Below are 21,948 nucleotides of genomic sequence, written 5' to 3'. Positions count from 1 at the left end.
TATAGATAGAGAGACGGGCAGCATAGCTGCCCGTCTCCACTAATCCTATTTGTGTTACCTTTAGATTAATCGTAGGCGTGTTACGTTCAAAGCTTATTTCTTTGTCTGGTTCCACTCATCAAGTTGCTTTTGAACTTCAGCAATGACTTTTTCCAGTCCAGCTTCTTTAAATTTCTTGGTTGCTTTTGGCAGATATGTTTTAGGATCAACAGAACCTGTGTATAGAGCTGGCATAAATTCTTTAGTTACGTTGTTGATGGCCGCTACTTCTGTTTTTACAGGTGTAGGATCAAATGCAAAACCGAAGGTAGGAGCTTCTTTTGACGAATCATTAAACTTCTTGAAAGCATCCCATTTATCAGCAGGGTCATCAGCATGCAGATAAGTCAGTAACATATTTCCAAGCGTGAAGCCTGGCATTGCATAGCTATCTTGCATAGCTGGCAGATCTTCAATGACATTGTCGGAGATTTTCTTGTAATGAGTGCCTTCAATACCATAGTTGAGCAAATTGCGTAAGTACTTATCTGTATTCAAAAGATTCAAGAACATCATAGCCCGTTCAGGATCACCTGAGGTTACGGAAATAGCGTGCATCGAACCTGCGGCGGACTGTGTATACACATAAGGCTCATGCATAGGCGAAGTTACAATTTCATAACCTGCTGAACGAGACCAACCTTTTTCTGCATAAGGCTGTGTAATTTCGCGATCGGCAAACCATTTACCGGTCTTAATGTTATCAATACCTTCAAGTGTTGCAACGTCTGGGCGTAAGTAACCTGCTGTGTAAAGTCTGCGCATCGTATCTAACGATGTTGCAAGTTCAGGTGTCTCCAGAATATTAACAACCTTGCCATCTGTGGAATCCATATAGACCCCGATAGGTAACTCATCACCTAGTACATAGTCAAATGGCATGAATGGTTTAAAGCCTTTAGGAACAGCTAGCGGTGTAATATCCGCAGGCTCATTCTCTTTAATCGTTTTAAGAAGTGGCTCTAGATCATCTAATGTACGAATATTGGAAATGTCCATGTTGTATTTATCAACATATTTCTTATTGAAGCGCCATACCCATTGCTGTCCAAGCTCCTTATTTACAGGAACACCATAGATCTCACCTTTAATCTTAGTTCCTTCTAAGAAACGTGGGTCCAAAACCTCTTTCGTTTCCTTTCCATACTTATCTAGCAGATCGTTCAGACCCAAGAAGGTACCGTTAGCTGCGTTACGGCGGAAATCATTTGTCCAAGAAGAGGTAAAGGCAATGTCATAAGGCTCACCAGAAGCGGTAATGACTTGCATCTTCTTATCGTAATCACCCCAATCGAACATCGTAATGTTCAACGTCGCATTAATTTTTTCTTGGGTATATTTATTAACTTCTTTTAATACAAGATCCAAATCCTTTTGAGGTCCACCAATTAAATACATCTTCAGCTCATATGGCTTTAATTCCGATGTACTCCCTGCTGAATTCCCTGCTGCTGCTGAATTGTTTGTTTCTTTAGCAGCATTTGTATTATTATTCGAACCACATCCAGCAAGAAGGCCAGAGAAAAGCATTGTTCCAGCAAGAGCGAGCGTTAAACTTTTTTTCACTTTCATTTCTATTTTCCCCCTTTAGTTTAATTAACTCTTTATTTATATCGACTCCTGTTCTAGCGATTCGAATAAATACATCTTAGTAGTGTTACTCTTTTAAAGAGCCCACAGTTAAGCCTTTTACAAAATACTTTTGGAAGAAGGGATACGCTAGTGCTATAGGCAAGGTCGCCAGTACAACCATCGCCATACGAACGGTTTCTGTCGGCAAGGTCGCAGCAATCTCAAAGCTTGATCCCATCTGCATGCTGTTCTGGATAACAAACTCCATATTATTCTGAATTCGCATCAGCATCGCTTGGAGCGGTACAAGACTCGCATCATCTATATACAGCAGCGCATTAAACCAATCATTCCAATAGCCCAGCGTACAGAACAATCCAATCGTTGCAATCCCCGGTAATGAGATCGGAAGTACAATTTGCAGGAATGTCCGAAACTCCCCTGAACCGTCGATTTTGGCTGCCTCAATGAGTGCATCAGGCACTGAAGTCTGGAAGAAGGTCCGCATCACTAGGATGAAAAAGGCATTCATCGCTATTGGCAATATCAAAGCCCATATCGTGTTGTACAAATGTAAAAACTGTGTGGCCACAATATAGTTTGGAACCATTCCGCCTGAGAATAACATCGTGAAGAAGGCGAAGAAGCTGAAAAAATTACGATAGCGAAATGATCTTCGAGAAAGAACATAGGCGTAAGTTGTAATTAGAAATAAGCTAATGAGCGTACCTAGTACAGTAACAAGTAAGGTAACTCCAAAGGAACGAAATAACTGATCACCTGTGTTAAAAACAAACTGATACGCCGCCATACTAAATTTTTCTGGAATTAAGCTAAATCCATTTAAAGCGAGTACTTTCTCATCTGTAAAAGAAATGGCTATGACAAACAAGAACGGAAACACACAGGTAAAGGCGAAAACTCCAATCACAATATTGAGTACCACATTCCAAAAAGGAGTAATGGCGTTGTTGTCGACTTCTTTCGGCTTACGTTTGAATACTTCCATAACGTCAATTGACTCCTTTCTAGAATATCGCGTTTTCTTTGCTGATCTTTTTCACAATAGAATTCGTTACAATTACCATGATAAATCCAACGATCGATTGATATAGACCCGCTGCTGTACTCATCCCTAGGTTTCCTGTCGTACTCATGCTTCGATAGATATAAGTATCGATAACATTCGTTACGGAGTATAGAACACCGGAATCCCGAGGTATTTGATAGAATAGACCGAAGTCAGATCTAAAAATACCACCTATCGCTAGAATAGTTAGCGTTACCATTAAAGGCTTAAGCAAAGGAAGTGTAATAAACTTAATTTGCTGCCATTTGCTGGCCCCATCAATCATTGCCGCTTCATAGTAGGACTTGTCGATACCCGCTATAGCCGCTAAGTAAACAACACTTGAATAACCAATTGATTTCCAAATTCCCATGAAAATTAGGATATATGGCCAAAAACGAGTATCACCATACCAGGAAACAGGATCGCCTCCGAAGTAAACAATCACTTGATTCAAGATCCCTTTATCTACACTTAGGAAGCTGAATGTAAAGAAACTAATAATAACCCAAGAAAGAAAATAAGGCATAAACATCGCCGTTTGATAAACTTTGGCCATCCGTTTGTTCACTAGTTCGTTCAAGGTGATTGCAATGCCCACCGCAAGAACTAAACCGAGAGAGATCAACGCCACGTTATACAGTATCGTATTTCTTGTAATAATATAGGCGTCCTCTGTCGAGAACAAAAAGTTGAAATTTTCAAGGCCAACCCACTTACTATTTAAAACGCTTGCAAAGAATCCGTCCCGATGAATCTTGAAATCCTTAAATGCAATAATGGTTCCGAACATCGGTAAGTAACAAAAGATTAGGAACCATATTGTCCCTGGTAATACCATAAACCACAGTACTTTATCCTTATTTAAGCTTTTGAAAAATGCAGACACTATTCCACATCCCCCTTCTCTATCCCCAAACAATCCCCGTAATACCCTTTCGATCTTATTTCCTTGCCCCTTTAACTATCTTTAATTCTGCGCTATAAAAGCGGTTTCATAAAGTTGAAAAACTCCAGAATGATATGTAAAAATTAAAGATCGCAAGAAAAAACGACCTCCGTGAGGCTTGAAAATCCTTAAGATTTGAACAAAAAAAAGGAAATATTCCCGTGACCAACGTTCGTGAACCCTCCACTTGAACGTGATACCCGGGAACATTTCCTAAATCCTACGCCTTTTCTTTTTTATACATATTTCGAAGTTCTGTTGGAGATATGCCTACTGATTTTTTGAACTGGCGATAAAAATACGCTGGATCTAGATACCCTACTTCAGCTGCAATTTCATTGGTTAATAACGTAGTTTGAAGCAGCAGTTGTCTTGCTTTTTCAATTCGGAATTGATTCACATAATCAGAGAAGCTTCGCCCCATCTCCTTCTGAAATAGCTGTCCCAAGTAAGTAGGATGCATATTCATTCGCTGACTAAGCGTCTTCAGAGATAGTTCTTCTCTATAATGTTTGCTCACTTGATCCACCATATATCTCATATTCGGACTGAGTTCCTCACTCACTAGCGATAATTGGTCCAGCGTTTCATTCACACTTTCCTGCACATGATGAAGCAACTGCTCGATGGTATGGATACGTAGCAAAGGATTAAACACAGCACTGAAGTTACAGTTCTTCTCCATATTCTTAGCGATCAACATTAATTCAATCGCCACGTTGTAATTATCAATGCGTGTAATCACACCACATCCGAACAGCTTTTGGAATGTTTCTGCGATAAATTGATTTGCCGCCTCACGCTCGCCAGATAATAATAGTTTAGTAAATGCTTCATAATCAATTTCGAGCTTTTCCTCATGTAACACCATCTTCGACAGTTGGTCTACATCTATAATCGGGTAGCCCGGCAGCATCAGATGATCCACATATAAACTTTTCGCTTTTTTATAACTTTGTGGTACTTCTTGAAAAGTATATTCCTTACTTCCTATCGTAATCCAGACAGATTTTCCTAATTCATGCATAATCTCACATTGCACTTGTTGCAGCATGCAATACATTTCTTCTTTGTTCTCATCTTCAGCCGACTCCGCAACAATAAGAACAAGATCACCTTCCATATCTATAAATACAATAACTGTTCCGCGCTCTGCTACGGACTGCACAGCGATTCGATAACATTCTTCCATAAGTTGATTAGGGTGCAGTTGACCCTCATCCTCCTCATGTTCCGTAATAAGCCGAATCGCAGCCACCGTAAAACATGAACAGTCCAGAGAAATATTTAAGACTTTTGAACGATGCAATAGCTCCTGTCGATCTATATTTCCAGTGACCCAACGATTTAAAATATTGTTACGTAAAACTTGCTGATCCTCCTTCGCATGAAATTGTTCAACATCCTCTTGATTGAGGACCTCAACAATTTGCTCAATGGTCGATTCCAATTCTTTTATGTTAATGGGTTTAAGAATATAATTCTCAATGCCTAGACTCATTCCAGCTTTTAAATACTCAAATTGTTCATAGCCGCTTAAGATAATAAATCTCATTTTTGAATCAAAAGACTTAATTTGTTGAATGAGTTCAAGTCCCGTAAGCTTTGGCATCGTAATATCTGTAATTAATATGTCAATGGCTTCATTATGGCTATGCAAAAATTCTAAAGCTTCTTCCCCATTACTCGCTTGCCCTGCGATTCTTAGTCCATAATCTTCCCATTCGATCACTGAACGTAATCCTTCAAGAATAAGAGGTTCATCATCCACAATAAGTATGTTGTGCATTATTTAATACTCTCCCTTACCACTGGTATATTCATGATGACTGTTGTTCCTACACCGATCTCACTAGCAATCGATAATCCATATTCAATCCCATAATAAAGCTTAATTCGCTCATTCACATTACATAGTCCAAGCGAGGAAGGTGGTGCATCCATTCGCATACTGACTTGAAGTGTTTTTTGAAGTTCCGTTAGCCTGCTGGGAATAATCCCATTTCCGTTATCTCTGATAGCAATTTGAATGCTACCGTCTGATTCAGTTACTTCAATGCGGATTAGGTTATCAGAGCGTTCGGGCCTGAATCCGTGAACAATATAATTTTCAATGACCGGCTGAATCAGCAGTTTAACGATAGAACAATTCATAGCCACTGGACTTATTCGTGACTCGATTTGAAGCTTATCTTTATGCCTAATCTGAAACAGCTCAAGATATAGATTGCAATATTCAATCTCATCAGCGATGGTAACAACCATACTTTTCTTAATCATTGTTCGGAATAACGTAGATAAAATGTAAATCATCTGACCTACATCCTTCGCACCTTGCGAAATAGCCCGCATCCTTATAGCTTCAAGCGTATTATATAAAAAATGCGGATTAATCTGCGATTGAAGAGCAACGAGTTCTGCATTTTTTTGCGTAATTTCTGAAATGTAAACTTTATTAATATACAGCTCTAGTCTTTCACACATATAGTTAAAATTGTTGGCAATGAGCTGCAATTCATCCTCCCGGTTAAGATGAATGCGCGTGCTTAAGTCGCCTTCCTGTAAGCGCTTCATAGATTTGACAATGATCTTCACTTTTTTAGAGAAACGTAAAATTATTCCGTATGTAATGGACATTGCCGCAACAATTAGTGCTGCCGTAATCCCGATAATCCAATTTCGTACTACCACCATTTCTTTATTGACCTGCGACTTCTGAATGATTCCTGCCACAATAAGACCTGAGCTATTCGTTGTATTTAAGTTAACTTTGGATAATCCATCCAGTGCAGTCCAGTTGTCTGAATAAAGACCAGCGATATGCGGATACTGCTGTCCCATATACCTTCCTAAGGAATCATATATGACGTCACCGCTTGGTGTTAGAACCAACACTTGACCATTATTCTCTGTACCTTTCGTACCAAGCCATTTTGAAATAAGTTCAGCATCAAAATCTATAATGAGCATACCGATCGTTTTCAATGAAATCGGATCTTTAAGCTCCCTAGTCATTGTATACAAATTGTTATTGTCTTCCCTTATTTCCTTAAGTAATAATTTTTTCTCATGCGAAACCCAACCATTCTTGGGTATGGGTGATTTCTGCTCCGAAATATCTATATCTCTTTTGTAGAGCTGTCGTGTATTATTTTTATATAAATAATAAAATTCTTTCTCAGTGCTGTATAAGATAACATCAGAAATACCACTTTTCTGATTCAAATACGTTTTGAAGTAAGTATCGAATGTATGGGGTACGAAGCTCCCAATTTCAGCAAACTGATCTAAACGATATTTAAGATAATCTCCATAATCATGTTGCAAAAAGTAGGACAAATCCTCACTTACAGAAGCATCACTATAAATTTGCTGGATGGCCAATTGAATCCCTTCGTACTGCTGATTCATATATAAACTCACGTAATCCAGTACCTCTCGATTAGCATCAACATGTTGACGCGTGATCGTCTGTTCATAGTATTTATAAACGGTAATGGAAGAGGCAATAAGCGTAATAATGATGATGGATGAATATATAGCTAAAATTTTATTAAACAGCTTTTTTCGTAAATGATTTTGATAAAATTTCTTTATATTCAACAAATTCACCTTCCTTCAAAATCTAGCCTTTAGGATTAGAAGCTTAACACCACCTTTCTTTTTGTGCAATGGGAGCGCATTCATTTTTAGATGTAAATCTTTCCTCCTTGCAACCTTTTTCTTTATCATGAGTTTACATCTCGCTAAAAATCGTCTATAGTTGGTTTCTACCCCCCAAACAAACCTGTAATCATCCTATACGTCTTATAATCCTCGTCCCCCATCAAGATAATGGAGGGCTATTACTCATGTTTCTAACCAAACGTAAACTCAACTCCCAACTAAACGAGATTTCCGAATATCGTTACCGGGATCGAATACACATTCCTTTTTTCAATTCTATGATTGACGAACAAGGTGAAATTGCAGCGGAACCACCCGTGGATGGAGAATGGTCTAAGCTACAGGTTGGCGATACCTGGAAAGGCCGCGATTTGTATTTATGGCTAACGACACAGATAGACGTACCCGCCTCTTGGGCAGGACGCAGGGTACTGGGTCGATTTGATTTTGGCGAGACGGGTGCCGGAAACAATTCCGGCTTTGAATCTTTATTCTTTTACAATGGTAAACCCTATCAAGGTGTAGATTCCAATCATACAGAAGTGTTCTTGCCGGATGAAACGGTAGGTACGCAGCTTCCACTTACCTTCCGTTTATGGTCGGGTCTAGAAGGTGGCGGTCCTAAAAAAGATCAAACACATGGCATTCGTATGGCAGAAATTTGTTGGCTGGACGATGCAACGGATGATTTCTACTTTACTGCACTTGCTGTAGTTGAGACGCTGAACGTACTTGATTCAAAAACACCAGAATATACACAGCTGCTAAGTACAGTAGACCGCTCGTTTCTTCTGATTGACTGGTCTCGTCCAGGTTCAGAGGTCTTCTACGCTTCGATCGAGGAAGCTCGTAATTATTTGCGTGATGAAATTAATAAAATGGAAAAGTCTTCCCCAGTTACTGTTACCTGTATTGGTCATACCCATATTGATGTAGCTTGGTTATGGCAATTGAAGCATACCCGTGAGAAATGTGCGCGTTCCTTCTCGACCGTACTCCGTCTGATGGAAATGTTCCCTGACTATACTTTTTTACAGACTCAACCTCAGCTCTATGAATACATCAAAAACGATTATCCAGAAATCTATGAGAAGATTCGTGAACGTGTTGCTGAAGGACGCTGGGAAGCTGGCGGTGGCATGTGGCTCGAGGCAGATTGTAACTTGACCTCAGGTGAGTCTCTTGTCCGTCAATTGCTATATGGTACTCGCTTCTTGCGTAATGAATTTGGTGTTGAATGTGATTATTTATGGCTGCCGGACGTATTTGGCTACAGCTGGTCCTTGCCACAAATTCTAAAAAAATCAGGAATTAATACGTTCATGACCACCAAAATTAGCTGGAATCAATACAACCGCATGCCACATGATACCTTCCAATGGCGTGGTATTGATGGCACTGAAGTATTAACACACTTCATTACAACACCAGAGCCTTGGTCTGAAGAAGATTCTTGGTTCTACACTTATAATGGCCGCATCATTCCTAAGACTGTAAAAGGAATTTGGGATACGTACCGGGATAAAGAAGTGAATCGCAATTTATTACTTTCTTACGGATATGGTGATGGCGGCGGCGGGGTTAACCGCGAAATGCTAGAGATGCGCCGCAGACTCAACGATCTCCCAGGACTACCGAAGATTGAAACAGGAACAGCAGGAGATTACTTCCGTAATCTGCAAGAAACCGTTGCTAATACAGATCGTTATGTCCATGTATGGGATGGTGAGCTTTACTTAGAATATCACCGTGGCACGTACACTAGCCAAGCCTACAATAAGCGGATGAACCGCAAGCTTGAACTGCTATACCGCGAGGCGGAATGGCTAAACGCACTGCAAAGTGTGGTGTCTGAAGATTGGTCGAACTATCGTCAGTCCGATTTAGACGAGGGTTGGAGAATTATTTTGCGTAACCAATTCCATGATATTATTCCTGGTTCTTCAATTCGTGAAGTGTACGAAGACAGTACGATTGAATATGCTCAAGCCGAAGCCATTGGTCAATCTGTATGGGAACAATCTACGAAGGCACTAGTGAACGGAAGTGAAGCCGGTAAATATACCATCTGGAACAATGCTTCTTGGGAATTAACTGAGCTCGTAGAAATTACTATAGAGCCTGGCATGGAAACAGGACATTGGATAAACACAGAAGGTAAACCATTACAAGCTCAGCGTGAAGGTGACCGTTGGATCATTGAAGTGTCCGACATTCCTTCTCTCGGATACACCACCATCTCCTTCGTGGCAGATGTGAATTCTGAGCCACTAAGCACTCCATTCAAGCTGAATGAATCAGGAATTTCAACGCCTCACCTTGAAATAGCGTGGAACGAGCAAGGTCAATTGTCATCCATCTATGATAAACACGAACAGCGTCAAGTATTAGCTAATGGAAGTCACGGTAATGTGTTCCAAGTGTTTGAGGATAAACCATTAGCACATGAAGCTTGGGACATTGACATCTACTATCAGCAAAAAATGCGCGAAGTGATCGACTGCACTAGCATTGAAGTCATAGAAAATGGTTCATTGCGTTGTATTGTGCAATTCACATGGAGCTATATGGATTCCACGATTAAACAGCAAATGATCTTACACGCTGGGCATCGTCGTATCGACTTCGTGACGAACGTAGACTGGCATGAGAAAAAACAGCTAATGAAAGTTGCCTTCCCTGTTGCGATACGAGCTACCGAAGCCACTTATGATATCCAGTTCGGTAATGTTAAGCGTCCAACACACTGGAACACTAGCTGGGATTACGCTAGATTCGAGACTGTGGGTCATCAGTGGGCAGATTTATCAGATCGTGGTTATGGCGTTAGCTTGCTGAATGACTGCAAATATGGCTACGACATCAAGGATAATGTGATGCGTCTATCCCTAATCAAATCCGCAACACACCCTGACCCTGATGCGGATCAAGGCGAACATTCATTCACCTACTCTATCCTGCCTCATACTGGGGATTGGCTACAAGGTGATACCGTCCGTCAAGCCTGGTCCATCAACAATCCACTGCGGAGCACCATGGGGCAAGCTGAAGTAGAAACAAAGTCTATGATTCGTCTTTCTACGAATACGGTTATGGTATCTGCCCTTAAGAAATCTGAAGATGGTCAAAAATTAGTTGTACGTGTTCACGACTATTCCGGAAGCCGCCAGCAGATTGATATGACGAGCGACTTGAACATTATTTCGTGGCAAGAGTGTAATCTAATGGAACGTCCTGAAGGTGAGGTTCACATTGAACCTGTCATTACCTTTGTACTTGAACCTTACGAAATTAGAACATTTGAAATCGAAGTGTAGAATCTAATTAAATGAAGTAACATACAAAATCGGGGTGTCCCTGTAGCCATGTATAAAAGGCTGCGAGGACACCCCGTTTTTCGATTATGATTGTTTATTTTGAATTTAAGTATACACATTGCGCAATGAGTTAACGTAGCGTATACTCCAATTAAGGGAGAGATGTATATGAGAAGAATGGGGAAAATTACGATATTCACATGCATTGGATTATTGAGCCTTGCTTTGATTGCTATTCTTGCGATTAGCGCTTTTGTGATCAAGAGACCGGCCACCGCCACCCCCGTAATCACGGAAGTGAAGCCTTATGAGTGGAATAAAGTCAAGCTGGACGGAAAAGTCATTTCAAGTGATGGATCAGAGTATTTTATCTGGAATAAAAAGGGGGAGACTAATAACTGGATCATCTTCTTTTCCGGGGGAGGGGCCAGTTGGGATGCCCAAAGCGCCGCGCACCCAATCAAGCTAATGAACTTCATTAAAGGTGGAGATACGGGCAACTATTTCCAGAACATCCCCTTCTATATGCTGACATTGCTGAGAGGTATGATGGATACGGATAACCCTGCCAATCCTTTTCATGGATGGAATGTGGTCTACCTTCCCTATTCGACGGGTGATTTCCATATCGGTAACCGTACGGCTGAATATAAAAAAGAGGACGGCAGTACCTTTACAATGCGTTATAACGGCAGCAATAATGTGCGAAGCAGCCTTGATTGGATATATGCCAACGTGGAAAAGCCCGGCAAACTGCTAATTGCAGGTGAAAGTGCTGGTGGATTCGGGTCCGCCTTCTGGGCTCCGGAGATCGCCTCTCATTACAAAGACTCCGAGATCTTCCAATATTCAGACAGTTCCTTCCTGAAATCAGACAAGTGGCCAAATGTTGTGAATAAGGAATGGCAGGCAGACTTCGTTAAGAATTTTGGGTATACCCCTGAAGCGGATATCATCGGGGCAACATTTAAAGCGAACGGTCATCTACTGCCTGCGAATACGGTAATATTGCAATCCTACTCGGTATTTGACGAGATTCTGATCCACTTTCAGAACAACATCAACGATTACAAGGGGCCCAGAGATCAACGCATTATTAATGAATGGTCACAGGAAATGCGGCAATCTGTATCTTCTTTAGCTGCCACTTTACCTAATTATTATTACTATCTGACCGACTATGGGCTAAATGCTAAGACGGGTACAACCCCGCACACTTTTGCAACCAGAGAGACCTTCTTTCAGGCTGAACAAGATGGTGTGAAGCTTCTGAAATGGCTAGGTGATGCAGTCAACCATCAGAAACCCTATTCAGTTGGGAGCAAGTTCCTCATGACGTCGAAGCCAGCTCAGAAATAGCACAGAATTAGCGAAATACTCGCACAAGGCAGGAGAGAAAATTAATGAATTTGCGTGAAAAGCAGATGCAAATGACGAGGGAGATCATTAAGGATACAGCGCTCAGCTTGTTCTGTGCTCAAGGTATTGAGCGCACGGATATGGCTCAAATTGCAGAACAAGCCGGGGTCTCCCGGCGCACTTTGTATCATCATTATAAGGACAAAGAAGAATTAGCCGCTCAAATCTATGTCCTTAACCTGGAGCGGATGTTTGGACAGCTGCTGTTTGATTTTGATTTTGAACAGCCGGTACAATCACTGGAGAACATTCTGGATAAATATTTGGCGCTAAGAGATCATCAGGAATCACTGATCTACTATGATGCCATTTTTGGAGTTTACTACAGCACGCTTTCTAAGAATCCTGCAGAACTGCCTGACTTTAAGAAGGCTATGGAAGGCTGGTATTCGCGACTTATACTGCTTGACACAATAGCAGTGGCTCCGGAGGAAAAAAATAAGTGGTTGAACATTCTGCAGAAGTCCACCCACCTGTATTTCATGTATTTACAAAAAGCCGTTATTATTACGCATCAGCGGGGCGGTGTGGTTACGGAGGAAGACCGGGCAACGGACCGACAATTCAAGGATTTCATTATGCATGGCGTACGGCATTCCCGATGATTAAAAGAGTCTTTTCGTAATAGGTTTCATTTCGGTATAATATACCAATCGGTATTCGTACGGCTCTAGTTATATGGAAGGAGCAATGGCTGAAATGGACATTGGCAAATATGAGAATCTAGTTCCGAATGTTTTTTTGTTCGTCGACCGCAGATCCTTCCCGGATTGGGAGATAACGAGGAGCAAAATTGATTTCCATGACCTTACCTTCATTGTGGAAGGGAAATCGAACTATTTTATTAATGGGGAGAAATTTACGGTTGAAGCTGGTGATATGCTCTATGCCCCTTCCGGAAGTATTCGGGAAGCGCAGACCTTTAAGGAGGCACCCATGCGTTCTTTTGCGTTTAATTTCTTCTGGCAGGGGGAGGACAATCATGTGCAGCTCCCTTTTGAGACCGTAACCAAAAACTGGAGAACTAAAGAGATCCTAGCGGACATCAAAGATTTCTCGCATGTATGGATGGACAAACAGCCTTTTTATAAAATGAAGGCCAGAGCCATTTTTCAACTGATCGTATATCGCCTGTTAAGCATAACCCACCATCAAGAGACACCTCTGATCGATCTGAGAATCCAAAAAGTAATGACCTATATTATGGATCATTATTCGGAGGAAGTTGCGATCAAGGAACTAGCTGATTTGGTTGCTTTAAATCCTGTATATCTTGGCAAGCTGTTCAAGCAAAACACCGGTTCCACCTATAAGGAATTCATAAATAAAGTACGGGTGAACAATGCCGAGATGATTCTGTCCGCAGGTGGCTTCAATGTGTCCGAAGTAGCAGCGCACTGTGGTTATCAAGATGTCGCCTACTTCAGTAATGTTTTCAAAAATATCAAGGGTTATCCTCCGTCATCTGCCTTGAAATAACGGAGGACCCTGAACCATTCGGGGATTCAGCCCTTCAATTAGCTCTAACTATGAATTAGTGCGTCCCCATAGTATAGAAGCTCTCCTCTGGGCCCAAATAGGAATACGGCAGCTCCGCAGCGGACAACACAAGCTTTTGCAGGACCAGGCCCGCATCCAATCCGTAAAAGCGGAGGGTATGGATCCCCTTCGTTAAAGCATGAATGGTGGTCACGGTATGGATATTATTCATAACCGCGCGGCACCACGGTTCATTATCATGATTGCCGCCCGCAAAATCCGTAGGTAAAGCATCCGTAATCACTGCCGTCTGTGCATCGAAGCCTACCGCATATTTTAATCCACTGAACTGTGACAGGTTATTTGTCGGAGCAATATACGCGGTTAAGCTGTAATCTGCATTCTGCTGTACTAAAACCTGATATTCCAGATAAGGCGCATTCTCCGGCTGTTCAAAAGATACCGTATCCGGAAACATTTTAACCGAGGATAAAGAACGCCCATAGTTAGCAATGGTCTTCCATTCCACCCCTGATTGTGCAACACGACTTGAGGTATGCTCCGCTTCAATAGACACTGTATTATGCGTCTCGATAAAGGTCATCGCTGGCACATCCTGAAAGTCAGTCCAGTCCACAGCTACATTCACCTTAACGGTGCCTCCGGCACCAGAGATCGTAATTTCACCCGTCGATATCTCGTGAACTTTTTCCCAATCTACAGAAACCTGTAAGGTCTCCCCAGCCTTGATCCACCCCGATGTTTTCTCAAGCTTGATCCAAGCTGCACTGCTACTTGCCTGATATTCAAAGCCCGCTTCTCCACCGTTGCTGATAGTAATGCAATAGTTTTCTTTTTGCAGATTTGTAAATACCGGAAGCTTTGCCGTCCCCGCAACATACGCTTGCTCCGTACCTTCAACATCAACAATCAATATAGAACCTTTAGCGGGAATCAACGTGCTCACCTCTGGATATTTCCACCCCTCTGCATTCCAGTGAACATACCCGACATGAGGGGAACTCATCATTCCTTGCCATTTTCCTTTTGTATTTCCGCTATTATAAACCTGCTCCAGGTGTTTATCCCTATCGATGGCTTCATGAGTCAGGGTAGCGTAGGTATTGGCCAATACACTGCCTCGTCCAGCATATAGCTCGTTAAGTCCAGCATATATTTGCATTTTGAGCACATTGGCTGATGCAGCAGCAGGGAAATATACAAGCTGGTAGTACGCATCTTTTAATGATTCAGGAATAAGAGCATAGTATTGGTCAGCGGCATTCTCCATCCTAATCGCCTGCTTCAGCACTCTCTGTGCCTCATTGTAATGGATAGGACTGAAGGTTGACGGATAAATAATCTCCGGCTTGCGGCGGCCGTTCATTCGGGTATACTCACTCAGCAATTGCGCGATGCCCAGGCATGTCTCATGTTCCAGTGCATATCCGAACTGCTGCTCTACCCATCGTTTGGTATATTCCTCAGTCCGCTTAATCGCTCCGGTACCCCAAGCTTCAAAATCATAGGCCAATTCCATAAAGTAGGAAATAGGCAATTCCATAGGCTTCAAATCCCCGACGTTCACAATCCATACATCACGGATGCCATAGTCGAATGCCATACACATTTGCTCCCAAACCTTCTCCAGCGGAATCGTGTTTAACCATTCATAGGAATGTGGACCCCCATGATAGTCAAAATGATAGTACATCCCCCACCCTGCACTTCGATCGCGTTCGTGTTCCGTTGGGATTTTGCGGAGATTGCCAAAGTTATCATCTGCCAGCAGGATCGTAACATCATTCAGGACTTCCCAGTCCTTCAAGCCTTCAACCTCAGCAGTGCCATACCAATACTTCTCCACTTCCTTGTATACGGCTAGAATTTGGGGCGAGTGCTCAAGATTATATTTCTTTAATAATTCTTTTTGCGTAAGGATGATATCCTTCAGCAGGTCAATATTCTCCTGGTCGGAGCCCTCCAGCGCAGAATCACTTTCTCCCCGCATCCCTAGTGTGATTAAATTGTCAAAGTCCTGATTCCGTTTGATTCCATCTTCCCAGAAATCCTTAATAGCTTGTTTGTTTCGGGCAAAATCCCATAAGTTACTTGTTCCATATTGGTTGTATACCTTCTGCCATTCACTGCCTGCCCGAAATAAAGGTTCATGATGGGAGGTTCCCATTATAATGCCGTATTCCTGTGCATGCTGGGCGTTGGCGATTGGATTGCTTTTACCGTTAAGGCTGAATTCGGCACTCCACATCGCTGGCCATAAATAATTCCCCTTTAATCGAAGAATTAGTTCAAACACCTTGTCATAGAAATCTTCATTAAAATCACCAAATCTTTGAGTTACCCAAGAGCCCAAGGACGGCCAGTCGTCATTCAAAAAAATCCCTCTGTATTTAACCGAAGGTTCTTTGGAAATCCTGTGTAGCTGGCTATCAGGTAAGATCAAATCTGCTTTTTTCTCTGGTATAACATCTGCCCAATATTTCCACGGACTAACGCCAATTTTTTCAGAGATAGAATAAATCCCGTACATCGTCCCGCGTTTATCGCTTCCCACAATGACGAGTGCCTTGTCCACTCCTGCTGTCGGTTCTTCAACTACCTGAATTTTATAACATTCCCTTTTCCCTTGGATGGCGGACACATCCACTGTCCCCTTCGCAATTAAACGATCAATAAGCTCATTACTTCCGATCGATCCAGCGATTACAACGGTTCCATCCAATGCCTCCAATTGTGTATGTATTTCAGGTTCAACCTCTGTTACCTGTTTAACATCTGCTGCAAAAGACTGAGCCACGCGGCGCAAACCGGCATAATCCTTCCCTTTGGGATCCACGTAAATCTTAGCAGCTTTGCCCTGCTTCACAAGGATTAATTCCTGCGTAGGCATGATTATTCTCCCCTTAAGCATCCTATTTTCGTATGACTAGGCACATTATATAAGTAAGCGATTTCAACTTCCATGTGTAAACTAGCAAGTTTTTGTAATTATTAAATGAAACTTTGTTTATTGGTTGAACAATCTAGATAATTGGTGTTACTGTTAACAGGTATTCCCTTTTAACAGAATCATTTCTTTGCAAGCGCATCCATAGCAAGAGAACCTTATAAAGCGAGGATGATCCATATGGAAAAGAATAACGAACTCATTGCAGGCGAACAGATTGAAGGTCCGAAAGCTCCAAAGGACCCGGCTGATCGTAGAAACGGCTTTTTTGTGCTGTATGAAACAGCAATTGAAGCAACAGCAAGACCTGAAGGAAAACCTTCACAAGAAGTTTATCTGGAAGGCAGCTATCTGATCGATAAGACCAGATTTATAGGCGGCGTCACAGATAAAGCAATTCTGGAGCTTCTGGGGAGCAGTGCAGGATTTCGCAAATTAGTCCACAGTATTGGAGTATCCGTGAGAAGGACTAACGCGCAGGAAGATCCAGTCACTTTTTTATTGCAGCACTGGGGCAAAACTAGTAAATATGAAACCGGAAGTTATTTACGTGTACCCTGCCCCGCCGATGGTTCAGAGGTTATTTTGAAGTTAGCAGATAATCCGGGTTCTGAAGAAGATGATGTGCTCGGAAAATTTGCTTTTGAATTTAATCACGCAGGCGAACTGGCGATTGCGAGTGTTATTTTTTATTTGCATGACGGTTATTCTGTTCCAGAGCTAATCCTTGAACCACCAGTTGCTTTTGAATCGAATGAGTACCAAAAGATCATTACACAATCCTTGCTGCATGCTGGCAATAATAAAAGATTAAAAGCTGCCATGAATAAGGCTATAAAGGGCGAGGAAGTCACGATCGCTTATATTGGAGGTTCCATTACTCAAGGAGCCGGTGCTAAGCCGATACACACGGAATGTTATGCCTATCAGTCGTATTTAAGATTTAAAGACTTATTCGGCACAAATGGTGGCGAGAACATCCATTTTGTGAAGGCTGGGGTCGGCGGAACACCCTCCGAGCTTGGCGTCATCCGCTATGAAAGAGATATTCTTAGAGACGGTTCCGTAACACCAGATATCGTGGTAGTGGAATTTGCGGTAAACGACGAAGGGGATGAAACGAAAGGCAATTGTTTTGAAAGCTTATGCTTAAAAATACTTTCCGCCGATCATCAGCCAGCCGTAATCCTTCTGTTCAGTGTGTTTATGAATGACTGGAACCTGCAGGATCGGCTCTCCCCCATTGGCCGCCATTATAATCTTCCTATGGTTAGTGTAAAGGATGCCGTATCCGAGCAGTTCCGCCTGAGTAAAGCTGAAGGCAACATCATCTCTAAACGGCAATTTTTCTATGATATCTATCATCCGTCAAATGAGGGGCACCGGGTAATGGCTGATTGTCTCGCTTATTTATTCACCGAAACCCATAAATCACTAATGAATGAAGATGAGATCTTATTGGATCAACGACCGGTTATCGGGAATGATTTTACAGGAACCCTCCTGCTGGATCGAAAAAACTATATTGACGCAGGTAAGATCGAAGTAGGCGGATTTTGGGGGATAGATACCGATTTGCAGCGGGTAGAAATGGATGCTGACTCTCACGGTACTCCGGAATTCCCTCATAATTGGATGCATTCAAGAGCGTCTGGAGAAGAAAGCTTCAAGCTGACAATAACGAGTAAAAATCTCATCCTCGTATACAAGGATTCCGGCAGCAGCGAATTCGGCAAGGCAGATATCTTCGTAGACGGCAGCCTTGCAGTTACTGCTGATCCTCACGTGAACAACTGGACACATTGCAATCCGGTAATTCTATATCAAAACGAAGCTAGCAGTGAGCATCAGATAGAAATCAAAATGGTGCCCGAAGATCAGGATAAGTGTTTTACTATACTAGGCTTCGGTTATACCCTTTAATCAGTTGCACCAGTTGCAAGACAGCCCCGATGTATTCTTCATCAGGGCTGTCTTTATTGTATCGCTTGGAATTTTGTCCATTTCCCACTAATATACCGCCAAATAAACAATGCTGCTTTAATCAACCAATCACAATAGACTGCAATCCACGTTGCAAACATATCCATATGAAACCAATATACTAGTGCATAAGCGAACGCAATTCTACAACAAATCATAGTAATCATGCTTACGACCATAGGAAATTTCGCATCTCCTGCCGCCCGAAAAACACTTGGCAGTGCATTTCCAAAAGGCCATATCAGCATCATGACGATCGCATGGCTCCATACGATCATGGTTGCCCATTGCCCCGCTTCCTCTGAAAAATGATACATACGTAGTAGGCTTGGAAACAAAGCTAGACTTACAACAGAACTAACGATCTGTGCCACATAGATCATGCCAATAATCTTCCTTGTATAATACCTAGCCTGAGCACACTCGCCAGCACCCACACATCTCGAAATCACAACAGACATTCCTAATCCAATAGCCATTCCAGGTAACGCTTGCAAGGAAGCGATCGTACTGCCAACTGAATTTGCTGCAATAGCCGCTGTTCCAAATGTGGAGACTAAACTCAATATCAATAACCGTCCAATATAAAACATTCCATTTTCCATTCCATAAGGTACACCAATTCTCATCATCTGCTTGATCATCTTGCCATCAAATTTATGCCGCAAGGTCTTTTTCAGAGATAAGAGATTCTTTGGATTAGATACTAGAACAAGAATACAAACTGCAGCCCCCATTCTGGAAAATAACGTTGGAATAGCGATACCTGCCGTTCCCATGTCAAGTCCATATACCATCAAGGCATTCCCTGCTATATTCACAAGGTTCACAACCAACATTATTTGCATGGGTAGTTTGGAGTTCCCCATCGTTCTGAATACGGCTGCACCTGCATTATAAAGCGCTAAAAAAGGAACTGAAACCCCAACAATTAATAAATAAGTATTCGCGTGTCCATACACTTCAGTTGTAATCGTTCCAAATAAACCATGTAAAATAAATCCTTTCAGTAAATAAATCAAAACCATAATCACTAGCCCCACACTACCAACAAACCAAACTAATTGATTCGCTGCTTCTCTAGCCTGATTCTCCCGCTTACTTCCAAGATATTGACCCACAATTACAGTACCTCCAGTAGCGAGCGCTGCAAATATACTAATCAACAGTAACATCACCATTTCTACTAAAGATACACCCGATACTGCTGACTCCCCAACAGAGGCTACCATGACAGAATTCACCAATCCCATCATAGCTTCTAATAATTGCTCTATCATTAAGGGGAGAAATAATTTCTTTAGTTGTAGATTGGAAAATAATAATGGTTTCGTGATTGCAGTTTCTAGTTTGCTCATATGTTTAACTCCATTTTGTAGTCGTTTTAAGTCACAGAACTCATACTTCCATGGTAGTTTCTAAAGCAATAAATATCTAATGCCTATGATGAATTACGTATCATGCTTAATACGTATCGTTTAATCTGGGAATTCTAGATGTTATTATTAAATGAGGTAACAACAGAGGAGGAATGAACAATCATGGATGTTCGTGTTCTCAGATATTTTTTAACAGTGGCTAAGATAGGCAATATAACAAAAGCAGCAGAAATCCTCCACATTACCCAGCCCACTCTAAGCAGACAGCTAATGGATCTGGAAGAAGAATTGGATACCCGCTTGTTTATTCGGGGAAAACGGCAGATTACTCTAACAGACAGTGGACTTCTGTTTCAACAGCGAGTAAAAGAGATAGTTTCACTACTAGATAAAACAGAAAGAGATTTGGCAGAACAAAAAGATTTGCTTGGTGGAGTAGTTTCTATCGGATGTGTGGAGTCCACTGTATCCAGGGCGTTGCCGGAGTTATTAGAGGAATTTTCCAATCGACACCCTAGGGTACAATATGAATTGTATAGTGCGGATGGGGATGATATTCGGGAGAAGCTGGACCGAGGTAATATTGACATAGGTATATTATTAGAGCCCATTGAAGCCGCTAAATATGACTATATTCGCTTGCCTTATCAGGAACAGTGGGGAATTCTGATGCGACGAGATGATCTTCTCGCCCAGAAGTCTTCTATTGGTATTCAGGATATTCTTACTTTACCGCTAATCCTACCTCGACGTACCATTGTGCAAAATGAGATTGCAAGCTGGCTTGGGGTCGAGAATGAGAGTCTTCGTATCTTTGCCTCACATAATCTTTTGACAAACGCCATGCTTCTAGTAGAACGAAAGCTTGGCTATGCCATTTGTGTGAGTGGCTCATATTCTATCCGGGAAAGTGAACGTACTTGTTTTGTTCCATTTGAACCTGAACGAACTACAAGTCATGTTTTGGCTTGGAAAAAAAATAATTTATTCAGCTCAGCCACTGCACATTTTATTCAATTTATAAAGGATACCTATAGTGCATAACATACTGAATAACCCGCTTAGTAAGCGGGTTATTGCTGTTATATGGACAGAATTGCTCTCATTCTTGCTCTCCTTACTCCAGCTCGGTCCCTATCCCTTTTTCCCTCGCCTTGTTTACGTAATACACCGCTGTAGCGATATCAAAGACGGCCATCCCCATCGGGCAAAAGAAGATCGGTTCATCTTCGCCGAATTCATCTAGGCTGTGGCGTAAGACAACATCGGTAATCATCTGGGTGTCAGCACGAGTGAGCCCCTGCTCCAAATGAAGCTGCTCAATATCCGTATTCTCACGGCACACTTCATCCCAATCGTCGACGATAATGGCTTTTAACGAAGCTAACGCCTCCGGCTTATAATCGCGCAGTGAAACATTCAACAGAAGACTACCTTTTTCAGGATACAGATCGATATACCGATGTTCGGATACAGTACAAGTAATAAAGATATTCGAATGCTGATAAACGTCCGCCCACGTCTTAGCCACTTCCATCCTATCTCTATAGAGAGATGAGATTCCTGATAAGTCTACTCCCTTGATATCGAAAATCCGGATACGTTCGACTCGATCCCCGTACAAAGCCGTAACCATTTGACAATGAACCTGCCCAATTGGTCCCCAGCCGATAATGCCTAGATGAATCCGCTCCACTGAACGCGCCAGCAAAAAGTAACGAATCATCAGTCCGCTGATGGAAGCCGTCCTAATAATACTGGGAAGCGGAGAGTTCAAGACGGCTGAAGGCTGGCCTGTACTTGGTTCATTCAATACAATGATGCTATGCGCGCGAGGAAGATCAGCCTCAATATTATCTGGGAAGCTAGAAATCCACTTTATCCCTGCCGCGTTCACCTCTCCCCCTACGTAAGCGGGCATTGCAATAATCCGGTTTTGTGGACTCTTATACCTTAGGTAAGGCTTTATCGGCTGCACATAATCACCTGAATCGATGATACCCACAGCAGTCTCTACCGACTCCACAAGAATAGGCCAATCAACACCTACTGCCCGTATATCTCGATCATTTAAGTACAGCATACCGTCACCTCCTTATGAAACATAT

Annotated in this window: 14 protein-coding genes; 6 read left to right on the top strand and 8 right to left on the bottom strand. The window is 42.0% G+C overall.

Translation table 11 applies throughout. The features are described from left to right. Nucleotides 1-93: 93 nt before the first annotated feature. The 5 genes from H70737_RS10535 to H70737_RS10515 form a co-directional block, all read right to left on the bottom strand. Nucleotides 94-1,611 carry an ABC transporter substrate-binding protein gene (locus H70737_RS10535; protein WP_042187010.1) on the bottom strand — a complete coding sequence of 506 codons (1,518 nt, stop codon included), beginning with the start codon at nt 1,609-1,611 and terminating at the stop codon, nt 94-96. Between the two features lie 85 nt (nt 1,612-1,696). After that, nucleotides 1,697-2,620 (bottom strand): carbohydrate ABC transporter permease, encoded by a 924-nt coding sequence (locus tag H70737_RS10530; protein ID WP_042187007.1) that lies wholly within the window; start codon nt 2,618-2,620, stop codon nt 1,697-1,699. A gap of 19 nt (nt 2,621-2,639) precedes the next feature. Next, complete coding sequence (locus H70737_RS10525; protein WP_042193664.1) at nt 2,640-3,521, bottom strand: ABC transporter permease; 882 nt, start codon at nt 3,519-3,521, stop codon at nt 2,640-2,642. 328 nt (nt 3,522-3,849) lie between these two features. Beyond that, nucleotides 3,850-5,418, bottom strand: coding sequence for a response regulator transcription factor (locus H70737_RS10520; RefSeq protein WP_042187005.1), 1,569 nt, complete (start codon nt 5,416-5,418; stop codon nt 3,850-3,852). Then, a complete protein-coding gene (locus tag H70737_RS10515) occupies nt 5,418-7,232 on the bottom strand; it encodes a sensor histidine kinase (protein WP_052404244.1) in 1,815 nt (604 codons plus the stop codon). The genes H70737_RS10520 and H70737_RS10515 overlap by 1 nt, the downstream gene beginning before the upstream one ends. Before the next feature lie 248 nt (nt 7,233-7,480). Between H70737_RS10515 and H70737_RS10510 the strand changes: the two genes are divergently transcribed. From H70737_RS10510 to H70737_RS10495, 4 genes are all read left to right on the top strand, one after another. Continuing rightward, on the top strand, nt 7,481-10,612 hold the full coding sequence (locus tag H70737_RS10510) for an alpha-mannosidase (protein WP_042187001.1): 3,132 nt from the start codon (nt 7,481-7,483) through the stop codon (nt 10,610-10,612). Nucleotides 10,613-10,780: 168 nt separating this feature from the next. Further along, nucleotides 10,781-11,971 carry a pectin acetylesterase-family hydrolase gene (locus H70737_RS10505; RefSeq protein WP_197071281.1) on the top strand — a complete coding sequence of 397 codons (1,191 nt, stop codon included), beginning with the start codon at nt 10,781-10,783 and terminating at the stop codon, nt 11,969-11,971. Between the two features lie 44 nt (nt 11,972-12,015). Next, nucleotides 12,016-12,636 (top strand): TetR/AcrR family transcriptional regulator, encoded by a 621-nt coding sequence (locus tag H70737_RS29755; RefSeq protein WP_052404243.1) that lies wholly within the window; start codon nt 12,016-12,018, stop codon nt 12,634-12,636. Nucleotides 12,637-12,730: 94 nt separating this feature from the next. Next, nucleotides 12,731-13,510: a helix-turn-helix domain-containing protein gene (locus H70737_RS10495; RefSeq protein WP_042186998.1), complete on the top strand. Its 780-nt coding sequence runs from the start codon at nt 12,731-12,733 to the stop codon at nt 13,508-13,510. A gap of 55 nt (nt 13,511-13,565) precedes the next feature. On the opposite strand, the gene H70737_RS10490 is transcribed toward H70737_RS10495, so the two are convergent. Beyond that, entirely contained in the window at nt 13,566-16,421 is a 2,856-nt protein-coding gene (locus H70737_RS10490; RefSeq protein ID WP_042186996.1) for a glycosyl hydrolase 115 family protein, read from the bottom strand. Between the two features lie 237 nt (nt 16,422-16,658). Here H70737_RS10490 and H70737_RS10485 point away from each other — a divergent pair, with 237 nt between their 5' ends. Beyond that, on the top strand, nt 16,659-18,401 hold the full coding sequence (locus tag H70737_RS10485; protein ID WP_042186994.1) for an SGNH/GDSL hydrolase family protein: 1,743 nt from the start codon (nt 16,659-16,661) through the stop codon (nt 18,399-18,401). 53 nt (nt 18,402-18,454) lie between these two features. On the opposite strand, the gene H70737_RS10480 is transcribed toward H70737_RS10485, so the two are convergent. Continuing rightward, the gene (locus tag H70737_RS10480; RefSeq protein ID WP_042186992.1) at nt 18,455-19,819 is read right to left on the bottom strand and encodes an MATE family efflux transporter; all 1,365 of its coding nucleotides are present in this window, start codon (nt 19,817-19,819) and stop codon (nt 18,455-18,457) included. Nucleotides 19,820-20,002: 183 nt separating this feature from the next. Between H70737_RS10480 and H70737_RS10475 the strand changes: the two genes are divergently transcribed. Then, nucleotides 20,003-20,884, top strand: a complete 882-nt coding sequence (locus tag H70737_RS10475) for a LysR family transcriptional regulator (RefSeq protein WP_042186990.1) — start codon at nt 20,003-20,005, stop codon at nt 20,882-20,884. Nucleotides 20,885-20,957: 73 nt separating this feature from the next. On the opposite strand, the gene H70737_RS10470 is transcribed toward H70737_RS10475, so the two are convergent. After that, entirely contained in the window at nt 20,958-21,923 is a 966-nt protein-coding gene (locus H70737_RS10470; RefSeq protein ID WP_042186988.1) for an ornithine cyclodeaminase, read from the bottom strand. Nucleotides 21,924-21,948 lie beyond the last annotated feature (25 nt).

The sequence above is a fragment of the Paenibacillus sp. FSL H7-0737 genome (assembly GCF_000758545.1).
GTDB lineage: Bacteria > Bacillota > Bacilli > Paenibacillales > Paenibacillaceae > Paenibacillus_AQ.
Note: the sequence above shows the minus strand (reverse complement) of the source record. Positions and strands in the feature narration are given on the sequence as shown.